The 13,946-nt window shown below is 71.4% G+C and carries 11 protein-coding genes; 2 read left to right on the plus strand and 9 right to left on the minus strand.

The genetic code is table 11. The features are described 5' to 3' along the window. Nucleotides 1-138 precede the first annotated feature (138 nt). On the plus strand, nucleotides 139-2,049 hold the full coding sequence (gene phoA / locus EDF20_RS05655) for an alkaline phosphatase (protein WP_243833378.1): 1,911 nt from the start codon (nucleotides 139-141) through the stop codon (nucleotides 2,047-2,049). A 330-nt stretch (nucleotides 2,050-2,379) separates the two neighbouring features. Here the strand turns inward: phoA and EDF20_RS05660 are convergent, their stop codons facing one another. The 9 genes from EDF20_RS05660 to EDF20_RS15605 form a co-directional block, all read right to left on the minus strand. Then, nucleotides 2,380-3,387 (minus strand): LLM class flavin-dependent oxidoreductase, encoded by a 1,008-nt coding sequence (locus tag EDF20_RS05660; protein WP_123546789.1) that lies wholly within the window; start codon nucleotides 3,385-3,387, stop codon nucleotides 2,380-2,382. Nucleotides 3,388-3,510: 123 nt separating this feature from the next. Further along, nucleotides 3,511-5,064, minus strand: a complete 1,554-nt coding sequence (gene araA / locus EDF20_RS05665) for an L-arabinose isomerase (RefSeq protein WP_133737942.1) — start codon at nucleotides 5,062-5,064, stop codon at nucleotides 3,511-3,513. Further along, nucleotides 5,061-5,762, minus strand: coding sequence for an L-ribulose-5-phosphate 4-epimerase (locus EDF20_RS05670; RefSeq protein WP_233569060.1), 702 nt, complete (start codon nucleotides 5,760-5,762; stop codon nucleotides 5,061-5,063). Before EDF20_RS05670 ends, araA begins: the two co-directional genes overlap by 4 nt. Before the next feature lie 5 nt (nucleotides 5,763-5,767). After that, entirely contained in the window at nucleotides 5,768-7,528 is a 1,761-nt protein-coding gene (gene araB / locus EDF20_RS05675; protein ID WP_123546792.1) for a ribulokinase, read from the minus strand. A gap of 200 nt (nucleotides 7,529-7,728) precedes the next feature. Beyond that, on the minus strand, nucleotides 7,729-8,718 hold the full coding sequence (locus EDF20_RS05680; protein WP_133737943.1) for a LacI family DNA-binding transcriptional regulator: 990 nt from the start codon (nucleotides 8,716-8,718) through the stop codon (nucleotides 7,729-7,731). 249 nt (nucleotides 8,719-8,967) lie between these two features. Next, a complete protein-coding gene (mmsB, locus tag EDF20_RS05685; RefSeq protein ID WP_123546794.1) occupies nucleotides 8,968-10,236 on the minus strand; it encodes a multiple monosaccharide ABC transporter permease in 1,269 nt (422 codons plus the stop codon). Beyond that, a complete protein-coding gene (gene mmsA, locus EDF20_RS05690; RefSeq protein WP_123546795.1) occupies nucleotides 10,223-11,773 on the minus strand; it encodes a multiple monosaccharide ABC transporter ATP-binding protein in 1,551 nt (516 codons plus the stop codon). The genes mmsB and mmsA overlap by 14 nt, the downstream gene beginning before the upstream one ends. A gap of 97 nt (nucleotides 11,774-11,870) precedes the next feature. Then, nucleotides 11,871-12,998 carry a multiple monosaccharide ABC transporter substrate-binding protein gene (chvE, locus tag EDF20_RS05695; protein ID WP_233568993.1) on the minus strand — a complete coding sequence of 376 codons (1,128 nt, stop codon included), beginning with the start codon at nucleotides 12,996-12,998 and terminating at the stop codon, nucleotides 11,871-11,873. 189 nt (nucleotides 12,999-13,187) lie between these two features. Further along, nucleotides 13,188-13,337, minus strand: a complete 150-nt coding sequence (locus tag EDF20_RS15605) for a hypothetical protein (RefSeq protein ID WP_158614623.1) — start codon at nucleotides 13,335-13,337, stop codon at nucleotides 13,188-13,190. Between the two features lie 291 nt (nucleotides 13,338-13,628). Between EDF20_RS15605 and EDF20_RS05705 the strand changes: the two genes are divergently transcribed. Further along, entirely contained in the window at nucleotides 13,629-13,946 is a 318-nt protein-coding gene (locus EDF20_RS05705) for a hypothetical protein (protein WP_123546797.1), read from the plus strand.

Genomic DNA, 13,946 nt, shown 5'->3' on the forward strand with positions numbered 1-13,946 from the left:
GCCTCACGCGCCCCGTCCGGGGGTGTTCACCTGCCGCACCGCGTCCGTTCACCGGGCGGACACGACCGCGGGTTCTGCTGGGCTCGGACGTGCAGGGAGTGCACGCCCGCCCGCGACCACGATCACTGGAGCAGACACGTGACCCCCACGAACACCCGCCGCCGCCGCGCGGCACTGGCCACGGGGGCGGCGGCGACCCTCGCCTCCTTCGCCCTCGTCCTCAGCCCGGCCGTCGCCCTCGCGGCGACGCCGGCCGACGTCGCCGACAACGGCGGGGCCGCCCGCAGCGCCGACGACAGCACCGCCGCCCTGCTCGAGTCGGTGAAGGCCGGACCGGCGAAGAACGTCATCCTGCTGATCGGCGACGGCATGGGCGACAGCGAGATCACGTCGGCCCGCAACTACGCCTACGGCGCCGGCGGGACCCTGCCCGGCATCGACGCCCTGCCCCTCACCGGCCAGTACACGACCTACTCGCTCGGCAAGGACGGCAAGCCCGACTACGTGCCCGACTCCGCCGCGACCGGCTCGGCCTGGGCCACCGGCACGAAGACCTACGACAACGCGATCTCGGTCGACATCGCGGGAACCCCGCAGGACACGCTCGTCGAGATCGCCAAGGCCAACGGCCTCAAGACCGGCAACGTGTCGACCGCCGAGCTGCAGGACGCGACGCCGGCCGTGCAGGCAGCCCACGTCGCGGCGCGCAGCTGCTACGGCCCCGACACGGTCGCGGCATGTGGCAAGGACGCCCTCGACCAGGGCGGCCTCGGCTCGATCAGCGAGCAGATCATCGGCACCCGTGCCGACCTCACCCTCGGAGGAGGCGCGGCGTCGTTCCGCCAGACGGCGCGCGCCGGCCAGTGGACCGGCCAGACCCTCGACGCCCAGGCGACCGACCGCGGCTACCAGCGCGTCACCGACCAGGCCGGCCTCGACGCCCTGACGGCCGCCGACCAGACCGCACCGGTGCTCGGCACCTTCGCGGACGGCAACTTCCCCACGCGCTTCGCCTCGACGACCGCGACCGTGGGAGGCGCCGACCTCGCACCGCAGACCTGCCAGCCGAACCCGGCACGCCTCAGCACCGACCTGTCGCTCGCCTCGCTGACCGAGAAGTCGATCGACCTGCTCGACGGCGACGACGGCTTCTTCCTGCAGGTCGAGGGCGCCTCCATAGACAAGCGCGACCACAGCGCCGACGCGTGCGGCCAGATCGGCGAGGTGCTCGACCTCGACGAGGCGGTCCGCTCGGCCCTCGACTTCGCCGAGGCCGACGGCGAGACGCTCGTCATCGTGACGGCCGACCACGCCCACACCAGCCAGATCGTCGACTCGACTCCCCCGGCCACGCTCAGCACCGCGCTGACCACCGTCGACGGCAGCACGATGAAGATCGCCTACGGCACCGCCGCGGCGGGCGGGTCGCAGCAGCACACCGGCACGCAGCTGCGCGTCGCCGGCTACGGCCCGGGAGCCGCGAACGTCGTCGGCCTGATCGACCAGACCGACAACTTCTTCACCATCGCGAACGCGCTGCAGCTCGACCGCGACCTGGTCTCGCTGAGCGCCGACGCGACGATCGCCGCGCCGACGCAGGTCGCGCCGGGTGCCACCTTCGACGTGGTCGTCTCGGGCCTCGACGGTGACCGCCAGGCGTCGGGCACGTTCGACGGAGACAGCCTCGGCACGGTCGACGTGATCGACGGCGTCGCGACGTTCACGGTGACGGCACCGGCCGGGCTGGGCGACCGGACGGTCACGGTCACGGGCGTGCAGACGGGCACCGTGCGGAGCGCCGCGGTCTCGGTCGTGGCCGACCCCGTCGCGTCGCCCTCGCCCTCGCCCTCCGCTCCCGCCACCGGCGGGGCCAGCGGCACCGGCACCGGCGGGTCGGGCTCCGGCACGGCCGCGGGGTCCGGTCCGCTCGCCTTCACCGGCTCGGACGCGCTCCCCGCCCTCGTGCTCGCGCTGCTGCTCGCGGGCGCCGGCACGGTGCTCGTGGCACGTCGGCGACGCCGCACCGTGATCGACCACTCGGGGCTGTAGCCCCGGCGGGAGATCGACCGGAGGCGCGGGTCCGACAGGGCCCGCGCCTCCTGCACGTCCCGGCCCCTGCGGAGGTCCGCCTCGACCCGTCCCGTCGACGGATCAGGTCACGTCGTCGCGGCCCCGGCTCGGCGCCCTCCGACGGCGCCGCCCACGACGTCGTCTCCTGACTCGTCGACACGACGCGGCCACACCGGCTGCGTCGAGGACTCAGGCGACGGCGACCCACCGCGGTCGCGACGCCTCCCGACGGGACCGCGAACGACGTCGACTCCTGACTCGTCGACGCCCGGCGGCGTCGGGCTGTCGGGCGCGTCGGCCTGCCGCGGCCTACGCGGCGACGCGGGCGTGCGCGTCGGCCAGCAGCTCGACCGAGCGGAGGCGGGCCGACGTGGCGAGCGACGAGTGCGCGACGATGACCTCGTCCGCATCGGCGCTGCGGGCGAACTCGGCGACGTAGTCCGCCACCTCCTCGCCCGTGCCGACGCCCGTGAAGGTCGTCATGCTGGCGACGTGCGCGCCGACGGGCGTGCGGAGCAGGTGGTCGAGCTCGTCGTCGCCGAAGGTCCGGTCGACCGTGATCTGCCCGCTCTGGCGGAGCAGCATGAGCAGGCGGGCGCGCTTCACGTCGGCGAGCTGCCGGTGAGCCTCGTCCGAGTCGTCGGAGGCGATGGCGTTGACGCCGGCGATCACGTACGGGGCGTCGAGCTGGGTCGACGGCTGGAACTCGCGGCGGTAGATCGCCACGGCGTCGTGCAGCATGTCCGGCGCGAAGTGCGACGCGAACGCGAACGGCAGGCCGAGCGCGGCGGCGAGCTGCGCCCCGAAGGTCGACGAGCCGAGGATGTACAGCGGCACGTTCGTCCCGGCCCCGGGCGTAGCGCTGACGCCGGGGATGCGCGACTGCCCGGCGAGGAACGCCTGCAGCTCGACGACGTCCTGCGGGAACCGCTCGGACGACGCCGGGTCGCGGCGCAGCGCGCGGAACGTCGCCTGGTCGCTGCCGGGCGCGCGGCCGAGGCCGAGGTCGATGCGCCCCGGGTGCAGGGTCTCGAGGGTGCCGAACTGCTCGGCGATGGTCAGCGGCGAGTGGTTCGGCAGCATCACGCCGCCCGAGCCGAGCCGGATCGTCGACGTCTGGCTCGCCACGTGGGCGATCAGCACCGACGTCGCGCTCGACGCGATCGTCGCCATGTTGTGGTGCTCGGCGTACCAGACGCGTCGGTACCCGCTCTTCTCGGCCTGCTGCGCGAGGGCGACCGACGCCGCGAAGCTGTCGCGCGCCGTCTCTCCGGGTGCGATGGGGGCGAGGTCCAAGATCGAGAGGGGAACGGTCATGCAGGCTGCAACCACGGAGGCACGGGTGGTGTTCCCGCACGTGCTGCGCAGACGAACGAGGAGGCGGCCCGCGCCGTCCCTCAGGACCGCGCGGACCGCCTCCTCGGCTGGCTCTGCCGGCGGCTACAGGCCGCGCGCCAGGCGGTGGTACGCCGCGTTCCAGCGCACCTCGCGCGTGAACTCGCGCATGGTGGTGTGCTCGTCGATGATCAGCAGCTCGGTCTCGAGGATGCGCGCCAGGTCCTCGAAGGCCTCGAGGCCGACGGCCGTCGACATCACGGTGTGGTGGGCGGCGCCGGCCGTGAGCCAGGCCTCGGCCGAGACGGCGAACGAAGGGCGGGGCTCCCAGACGGCACGGCCGACGGGCAGGTTCGGCAGGTCGGCGTCGGGCTCGACCACGTCGACGACGTTGACCGTGAGGCGGAAGCGGTCGCGGACGTCGCTCATCGCGACGACGACGGCCTCGCCGGGGTCGGCCGTGAAGACCAGCCGGACCGGGTCGTCCTTGCCGCCGATGCCGAGCTCGTGCACCTCGAGCGACGCGCGGGCCGTGCTCAGCGACGGGCTGACCTCGAGCATGTGCGCGCCGAGGATCTTCTCGGCGCCGGGCACGAGGTGGTAGGTGTAGTCCTCCATCAAGGAGGCGCCCCCCGGCAGGCCGGCGCCCATCACGGCGGCAGCACGAACGAGCACCGCGGTCTTCCAGTCGCCCTCGGCGCCGAAGCCGTAGCCCTCGGCCATCAGACGCTGCACGGCGAGGCCGGGGAGCTGCTTCAGCGCCCCCAGGTCCTCGAAGTTGGTCGTGAAGGCGCCGAAGCCGCCGGCCTCGAGGAACGAGCGCAGCCCGATCTCGATCGCCGCGCCGTCGCGCAGCGACTGGTGGCGCTCGCCCCCGGCACGCAGCTCGGGGACGACGTCGTACTCGCGCTCGTACAGGGCGGCGAGGTCGTCGACCGCGGACTCGGGGGCCGCGGCCACCGCCTCCGCCAGCTCGTTGACGCCCCAGGTGTTGACCTGCACGCCGAACGCGAGCTCGGCCTCGGTCTTGTCGCCCTCGGTGACGGCGACGAAGCGCATGTTGTCGCCGAAGCGGGCGAGCTTCAGCGAGCGCATGGCGGCGGCGCCGGCTGCGGCACGCATCCAGGTGCCGACCTGCTGCTGCACGCGGGGGTCGCTGACGTGCCCGACGACCGTCTTGCGCGGGGCGCCGAGGCGGGTCTGGACGTAGCCGAACTCGCGGTCGCCGTGCGCGGCCTGGTTCAGGTTCATGAAGTCGAAGTCGATCTCGGCCCAGGGCAGCTCGACGTTCGCCTGCGTGTGCAGGTGCAGCAGGGGCTTGCGGAGGGCGTCGATGCCGCCGATCCACATCTTGGCGGGGCTGAACGTGTGCATCCAGGCGGTGACGCCGATCACGGAGTCGTCGAGGTTCGCCTCGAGCATGGTGCGCTTGATCGTCTCGGCGTCGGTGAGGACGGGCTTCCAGACCAGCTCGACGGGCACGCCCGAGGCGGCGGCGAGCTCGTCGGCGATGGCCCTCGACTGCTCGGCGACCTGGCGCAGCGTCTCCTCGCCGTAGAGGCCCTGGCTGCCGGTGAGGAACCAGACCTGCTTCGAGGCGAGGAAGGCCTCGGGGTCGACGACGTGGGAGGGCGTGGTGCTGGTGGTGTCGATGCTCATGCGAGTGCTCCTGAGGGCTTCTGGCCGTAGACGTTCTGGTAGCGGTCGAAGAGAGCGTCGATGCTCTCGGCCGGGATGGGGATCGGCTCGCCGAGCTGGCGGCTGAGGTGGATCGTGCGGGCGACGTCCTCCGTCATGACGGCGGCCTTGACGGCGTCGCGGGCGTCCTTCCCGATGGTGAAGACGCCGTGGTTCTGCATCAGGACGGCGCGGCTGCGGTGGCCGTCCAGCGTGCCGACGATGCCCTCGCCGATCGACTCGTCGCCGATGATCGCGAACGGGCCGATCGGGATCTCGCCGCCGAACTCGTCGGCCATCGCGGTGATCACGCACGGGATCGACTCGCCGCGGGCGGCCCAGGCCGTGGCGTACGTGGAGTGCGTGTGCACGACTCCCCCGACCTTCGGCATGTGGCGGTAGACGTAGGCGTGCGCCGCGGTGTCGCTCGACGGGCTCCGCTCGCTGCCCGGGCTGCCCTCGACGACCGTGCCGTCGAGGTGGCAGAGGATCTGGTTCTCGGGCGTCAGGTCGTCGTAGTCGACGCCGCTCGGCTTGATCACGAACAGGTTCGTGCCGGGCACGCGCTGCGAGACGTTGCCGCCCGTCCAGACCACGAGGCCGTACCGGGTCAGCTCGGCGTGCAGGTCGCACACGGCGCGACGCGTCTCGTCGATGGCGGTCTCGGTCGCGCGGTCGATGAAGCTCACGGGGTCACCTCCGCGGCGGTGTCGGCGGCGGCCGAGCCGCCGGAGGCGGCGGGCGCCTCGGGCTCGGCGACCGGTGCGTGCGAGCCGCCCCGCGCCTCCCTGCTGATCGCCTTGAGGCGGTGCATCACGTCGTTGCCGCCGCGTCCGAACCAGTCGTGCAGCAGCAGGTACTCGGCGTAGAGCGCGTCGTACGCGTCGGCGGCGGCGGGGTCGGGCGTGTAGGAGGCGCGGTCCAGGCTGCCCATCGCGTCGCTGGCCACGCGGGTGTCCGGGTAGGCACCTGCGGCGACGGCGGCGTGGATCGCGGAGCCGAGCGCGGGGCCCTGCTCGCTGCGGATCGTCGAGATCGGCATGCGGAGCACGTCGCTGTAGGTCTGCATGAGGTGACGGTTCTTGAGCAGGCCGCCGGCGGCGATGAACTCGGTGACGGGGACGCCGGAGTCGTTGAAGGCCTCGACGATGCGTCGCGTGCCGAACGCCGTGGCCTCGAGCAGCGCCCGGTAGCCGTCCTCGGGGGCGGTGCCGAGCGTCTGGCCGACGATCACGCCGCTCAGCTCGTGGTCGACGAGCACCGAGCGGTTGCCGCTGTGCCAGTCGAGCGCGACGAGGCCGTGGGCGCCGACGGGCTGCTCGTAGGCGAGGTCGGTCAGGTACTGGTGCACGCTGGTGCCGGCCGCCTCCGCCGCGTCGACCGACGACTGCGGCACCTGGTTGCGGACGTACCAGGCGAAGATGTCGCCGACGCCCGACTGGCCGGCCTCGTAGCCCCAGAAGCCCTCGGTGATGCCGCCGTCGACGACTCCGCACATGCCGGGGACCTCGGCCAGCTCGGCGCCGTTCATGACGTGGCAGGTGCTCGTGCCCATGATCGCGACCATCTGGCCTGGCTGCGTGGCCTTGGCGGCGGGGGCCGTGACGTGGGCGTCGACGTTGCCGACCGCGACGGCGATGCCCTCGGGCAGGCCGGTCCAGCCGGCCGCCTCCGCGGTCAGCGTGCCGGCGGCGTCGCCGAGGGCGCCGATCTCGTGCACGACCTTCGTCTCGGCGAAGTCGGCGAAGTCGGGGTTGAGCGCGGCGAGGAACTCGGCGCTCGGGTACTCGCCGTCCTGCAGGATGCCCTTGTAGCCGGCCGTGCAGGCGTTGCGGACGTAGCGGCCGCTGAGCTGCCAGATGATCCAGTCGGCCGCCTCGACCCAGTGCTCGGTCGCGGCGTAGACCTCGGGGTCCTCCTCGAGCAGCTGGAGCCCCTTGGCGAACTCCCACTCGCTCGAGATGAGCCCGCCGTAGCGCGGCAGCCACGACTCGCCGCGTTCGCGGGCGAGCTCGTTGATGCGGTCGGCCTGGCCCTGGGCGGCGTGGTGACGCCACAGCTTGACGTAGGCGTGCGGCCGGTCGGCGAACTGCTCGAGCTCGTTGAGGGGCGTGCCGTCAGCCGTCGTGGGGACCATCGTGCAGGCGGTGAAGTCGGTGCCGATGCCGATGACGGAGGCCGGGTCGATGCCGGACTCGGCGAGGGCACGGGGCACGGCCTGCTTGAGCACGTCGACGTAGTCGCTCGGCACCTGCAGTGCCCAGTCGGCGGGCAGTCGAGCCCCGCCGACGGGCAGGGTCCGGTCGACCACGGCATGCGCGTAGTCGTGGGTGGCGGTGCCGAGCTCGGCCCCGTCGGACACGCGGACGACGACCGCCCGTCCGCTCAGCGTGCCGAAGTCGACGCCGACGACGTGTGCGTCGGGCGCGGCGGTGGTGTCTGCCATGGAACGTCCTTGTCCTGGTGGTGCGAGCCCCGGAGGGGCGGGTCTGGTGGGGGGCCCACGCGAAAGTGAGCGCTCACATTCTCACACGCCGCGGGTCGTGCGTGCAACGCGGAGGGGGCCCCGGAGAGGAGCCGCCGAGGCCGGCTCAGTGTCGGCTCGACGCCGGTCCGGGGACGGCTCAGCGCGGGCTCGACGACGGGTCAGCGCCGGGGCGACGCCGTCGAGCGCCGGACGACCAGCTCGGGCAGCACGGCGTCGACGGTCTCGTCGTCGCCCGCGAGCACGGCCTCGACCGTGTCCATGATGCGGCGGCCGAGCGCCTCGAAGTCCTGCCTGACGGTCGTGAGCGGGGGCAGGAAGTGCGCCGCCTCCGGCACGTCGTCGAAGCCGACGATGCTCACGTCCCGGGGCACCTCGAGGCCGGCGTCGCAGAACGCGTGCATGGCGCCCAGGGCCATCTGGTCGTTGGCGCAGAACACCGCGGTGACGCCTCCGCGCTCGGCGAGCTCGAGGCCCAGCCTGTGCCCGGAGGCGGGCGTCCAGTCACCCCGCAGCAGCGGCCCCGCGTCGAGGCCGAGCCGATCGCACGCGTCGCGCCAGCCGCGCTCGCGGTCGCGCCCGTCCATCCAGGCCTCGGGCCCCGCCACGTGGGCGACGGAACGGTGGCCGAGCGAGGCGAGGTGCTCGACGGCGAGCTCGGCGCCGGCGGCCTGGTCGATCGACACGGCGTGGTGGCCGTCCTCGGCGACGCTGTCGGCGGTGACCAGGGGAACCGCCACCCGGGAGGAGCGCAGCACGTCGAGAGCCTCGGCGTCCGGCGCGATCAGCACGATGGCGGCCACCGCCTGGCCGACGAACGCGTCGACGGCCTGCTGGACGGCCCGGGCGTCGTCGCCGTCGAGGGTGGCCATCGACACCTGGTAGCCGGCTCGGCGAGCCGCGCCGTTGAAGCCGTGCATCGTGCTCGACGGCCCGTAGAAGGGGAACCCGGTGCTGATCAGCCCGATCGACCGGGTCTTGCGGCTGGCGAGCGCCCGCGCGGTGAGGCTCGGCCGGTAGTTCAGCTTCTCGACGGCGGCGTCGACCTTGGCCTTGGTCGTCGGGCGCACGGTGGGGTCGCCGTTGACGACGCGCGACACCGTCTGGTGCGAGACGCCGGCCTCGGCCGCGACGTCGAAGAGGGTTGCCACTGTCTGATCCTAAAGGTCGTTCGGTTTCTGCTCGGGCCGGTGGTGCCGGACCCAGCCGGGTGGCCGGATGGCCGGGTGGCCAGGTCACCGGGCCTCGTCGAGGACTCAGGCACCGGCGTCGCCACCCCCCGGGGACGACGGAGGCGCGGTCCCCCCTGGGCCGCGCCTCCTGATCCGTCGACCGACCGACCGGTCGACGAGTCTCGCCGAGCCGAGCTGAGCTGGTGCTCGCTCGCTCGCTGCTCGCCGCTACTTGCCGCTCGAGGCGGCGCGACGCTTGTTGAAGACGTCGAACGCGACCGCGGCGAGCAGCACGAGCCCCTTGATGAGGGACTGGTACTCGGTGCCGACGCCGAGGATCGACATGCCGTTGTTCAGGATGCCGATGATCAGGCCTCCGACGATGGCGCCGGTGACCGTGCCGATGCCGCCCGTGACCGCCGCGCCGCCGATGAAGACGGCCGCGATGGCGTCGAGCTCGAACCCGTTGCCGGCGCTGGGGCTGGCGAGGTTCAGCTGGCCGGTGAAGACCAGGCCGGCGAGGGCCGAGATGACGCCCATGTTCACGAAGAGCAGGAAGGTGACGCGCTTGGTCTTGATGCCCGACAGCTCGGCGGCGTGCAGGTTGCCGCCGATGGCGTAGACGTGGCGGCCGAAGACCGAGTTCTTCATGACGGTCGAGTACACGACGACGAGCACGGCGAGCACGACCAGGACGATCGGGGTGCCCGAGTAGCTGGCGAGGAGGAACCCGATGTACATGACGAGGGCGACCGTGAAGACCATCTTCGTGATGAACCACAGGAACGGCTCGTCCTCGAGCTGGTACTTGCGACGCGTGGCACGGCCGCGGAGGCCCGTGCCGATCAGCGCGAGGGCGGCGATGGCACCGAGCACCAGGGTCAGCGGCTCGTAGCCGGTCGAGCCGAATGCGGGCAGGAAGCCCGAGCCGATGTCGCGGAACCCCTGGGGGAAGGGCGAGATCTGCTGGTTCTGCAGGGCGATCTGCGCCGCGCCGCGGAAGGCCAGCATGCCCGCCAAGGTGACGATGAACGCCGGGATGCCGAAGTAGGCGATCCAGAAGCCCTGCCAGGCGCCGACCAGGCCGCCGAGCACGAGGCAGAGGACGACCGCGACGGGCCAGGGCAGGCCCCACTGCGTGATCATCACGCCGGCCATGGCGCCCGTGAAGGCGACGATGGAGCCGACCGACAGGTCGATGTGGCCGGCGATGATGACCATCACCATGCCGATGGCGAGGATCAGGATGTAGCTGTTCTGCACCACCAGGTTCGACACGTTGATCGGCGCCAGCGTGATGCCGTTCGTCGTGATCTGGAAGAACAGCACGATCACGATCAGCGCGATGAAGAGGCCGATCTGGCGCAGCTGCCCGCCGAGGTACGAGACCGCACCGACGAGGGGGTTGCCGCCGGAGCCGCTCTGCGGCTGACGGGAGGTGGGCGACCCGCCCGTGGGCTTCGGGTCGGTGGCCTGGGTGGGGCTAGGCGCGCTCATTGACGGGGCTCTCTCGTTCGAGGGTCATGTACTTCAGGAGGAACTCGGGGGTCGCCTCGGCGATCGGCACGTCGGCCGTGATGCGCCCCTCCGAGAGGGTGTAGATGCGGTCGCAGATGCCGAGCAGCTCCGGCAGCTCGCTCGAGATGACGATCACGCCCTTGCCGGCGTCCGCGAGCTGGTTGATGATCGTGTAGATCTCGTACTTCGCGCCGACGTCGATGCCGCGGGTGGGCTCGTCGAGGATGAGCACGTCAGGGTCGGTGTACATCCACTTCGAGAGCACGACCTTCTGCTGGTTGCCGCCCGAGAGCTTGCCCGTCAGGGCGGCCACGTTGGGCGCCTTGATGTTCATGCTCTTGCGGTACCGCTCGGCGACCGTGCTCTCTTCCGAGCTGTTCACGAAGCCGGCCTTGGCCAGCTTGCGGAGCGCCGAGCCCGAGACGTTGCGGGTGATGTCGTCGATCAGGTTCAGGCCGTACTTCTTGCGGTCCTCGGTCGCGTACGCGATGCCGGCGTCGATGGCCTTGCTCACCGTGCCCGTGTCGATCTTCTCGCCGCGCTTGTAGACGGTGCCCGAGATGCCCGTGCCGTAGCTCTTGCCGAAGACGCTCATCGCGAGCTCGGTGCGCCCGGCCCCCATCAGGCCCGCGATGCCGACGATCTCGCCGGCCTTCACGTTCAGGTTGGCCTGGTGGATGATCTCGCGGGTCGCGTCGAGCGGGTGGTGGACGGTCCAGTCCTCGATGCGGAGCAGCTCCTCGCCGACCTTCGACTCGTGCGCCGGGTACCGGCTCTCGAGGTCGCGGCCGACCATGCCCTTGATGATCCTGTCCTCGGTGACCTCGCCGGCGTGCATGTCGAGCGTCTCGATCGTCTTGCCGTCGCGGATGATCGTCACCTTGTCGGCGATCGCCTTGATCTCGTTCAGCTTGTGGCTGATGATGATCGACGTGATGCCCTGCCCCTGCAGGCTCTTGATGAGGTCGAGCAGGTGGGCGGAGTCGTCGTCGTTCAGCGCCGCGGTCGGCTCGTCGAGGATGAGCAGCTTCACGCGCTTCGAGAGGGCCTTGGCGATCTCGACGAGCTGCTGCTTGCCGACGCCGATGTCGGTCACCTTGGTCACCGGGTTGTCGCGCAGCCCGACGCGGGCCAGCAGGCCGGCGGCGTCGAGGTTGGTCTTGTTCCAGTCGATGAAGCCGCCCTTGGACTGCTCGTTGCCGAGGAAGATGTTCTCGGCGATCGACAGGAAGGGGCTGAGGGCCAGCTCCTGGTGGATGATGACGACGCCCGCGGCCTCGGAGTCGTTGATGTTCTTGAAGTCGACGGGCTGGCCGTCGAGCAGGATCTGGCCGTCGAACGAGCCGGACGGGTAGACCCCCGACAGCACCTTCATCAGCGTCGACTTGCCGGCGCCGTTCTCGCCGCAGATCGCGTGGACCTGGCCGCGCTCGACCTCCAGCGTGACGTCCTGCAGGGCCTTGACGCCGGGGAACGTCTTCGTGATGTCGCGCATCTCGAGGATCGTGTTCGCCACGTGTTCCTTCTTTCGTGCATGGGGTGGGGCGGAGCTGTGGGGCGCAGGAGGTGCGGAGCGGGTGCACCGCACCTCCTGCGCCCCGGGGAGGGGAGACCTACTTGAGGTCGGCCTCGGTGTAGTAGCCGCTGTCGACGAGGACCTCTTTGTAGTTGTCCTTCGTGACGATGGTCGGCTGGAAGAGGTACGTCGGGACGACCTTCTCGCCGTTGTCGTACGTCTTGTCGTCGTTCGTCTCGGGCGTCTTGCCGTTGAGGATGTCGTCGGCCATCACGACGGACTGGTCAGCGAGCTGACGCGTGTCCTTGTAGATGGTCGAGTACTGCTGACCGGCGATGATCGACTTGACCGAGGCGGCCTCGGCGTCCTGGCCGGTCACGATCGGCAGCGCGTCCGAGCTGTAGCCGGCGCCCTCGAGGGCGGAGATGATGCCGATCGAGATGCCGTCGTAGGGCGAGAGCACGCCGTCGAGCTTGGTGCCGCCCGAGTAGGTCGACGCGATCAGGTTCTGCATGCGCGCCTTGGCGGTGGCAGGGTCCCACTGCAGCGTGGCGGCCTGCGTGAACTCGGCCTGGCCGGAGCCGATGGTGAGCGAGCCGTCCTCGATGTAGGGCTTGAGGGTGTCCATCGCGCCGTTGAAGAAGAAGGTCGCGTTGTTGTCGTCGGGGCTGCCGGCGAAGACCTCGATGTTCTTCGGCTCGGCGCCGTCGATCTTCTTGCCGTCGGCGTCGGCGAGGCCGAGACCGGTGAGGAGGCTGGTGCCCTGGTCGACGCCGACCTTGTAGTTGTCGAACGAGACGTAGTAGTCGACGTTCTCGTTGCCCGTCAGGAGGCGGTCGTACGAGATGACGTCGATGCCGGCCTTGGCGGCCGAGTCGAGCTGGTCGCTGAGCGAGCCGCCGTCGATCGAGGCGACGATGAGGACCTTCGCGCCCTTGGTGATCATGTTGCTGACCTGCTGGACCTGCTGCGGGATCTTGTTGTCGGCGTACTCGAGGTCGACCTTGTAGCCCTTCTTCTCGAGGGCGCTCTTGACGGCGTCGCCGTCCTTGATCCAGCGCTCGGAGACCTTCGTGGGCATCGCGACGCCGATGAGGGCGCCCGAGTTGTCTCCGCCGCTGTCGCCGCTGCCGCTGTCGCCGCCACGACCGCCGCCGGCGCAGCCGGCGAGCGAGATGGCGAGTCCGGCGGCGACGATGCCGACCATGAGCTTCTTGTTGTTCACGGGGATTCCTTCGTGTCCGTGTCATCTCGACGGCGTCGTCGATGACGGATGGTGTGCTGCGTGGGTGGTGCAGGGATCGGCGGGGGCGAGCGGCGGGACGTCGCGGGACCGGGCCGGGGGGCGGCGGGTCGCGACCGGGGTCACGGCGAGCCGGCCGGCGCACGGGGAGGCGCGCCGGAGCAGAGGGGCCTAGGCGGGGGCGGAGGCGCGGAGGGCCGAGGAGGCGGCGGCGACGCGAGCGGTCGGCGCTGCCGACGAAGCGGCGCGAGCGGCCGAGGAGCCAGCTGCGGCCTGGGGCGGGGCCGAGGCGGCGGGGGTGGTGCGAGCGGTGCGGTTCACAGGTGACCTCTTCGTCAGGTGGTGTGTCGCTGGTGCGCGGGACGGTGCGGGGGGGGTGTGACAGGTGGTGCTGGGCGGCTCCGATGTCGGGGCCGTGCGTCACCGGTGCGGCTGCTGTGCCGACCCGGCATAGCGGATGTGACCGTTTCATGTGAGCGCTCACATCTGTGGTCCGGGGCAACTATGAGGCAGGCCGCGACCGATGTCAAGTCGCGCGCTCGGGGGCCAGGGTTCACACGCCGGATACACGCCGTTCACGGGCCTGAGCGGAACGCGGGGCACGATGTGCGCATGATCACCGTCACGGCCACCGTCCACACCGCGCACGACAGCGCCGGGTTGTTCTGGCTGTCGCGGCGGCTCCTGGCTGAGCACACGACGGCACGCGTCGACGAAGGGCAGTACCTCGTGCAGCTCGCCGACGCCGGGACCGTGCTGCTCACCGAGCTGCCCGAGATGCTGCGCTTCGACGTCGTGGTGCGGGACGAGCTCGCCGCCCGCCGCACCCGGCGCGCCCTCGACGGAGTGCTGGACCGCTGGTCGCTCGGCGCCGTCTCGGCGGTCACTTGGCAGGCGGAGCGACTCGACGCGGAGCCGATCGGCGCGTAG

It is taken from the genome of Frigoribacterium sp. PhB116, from assembly GCF_004364285.1.
Taxonomy (GTDB): Bacteria; Actinomycetota; Actinomycetes; order Actinomycetales; family Microbacteriaceae; genus Frigoribacterium.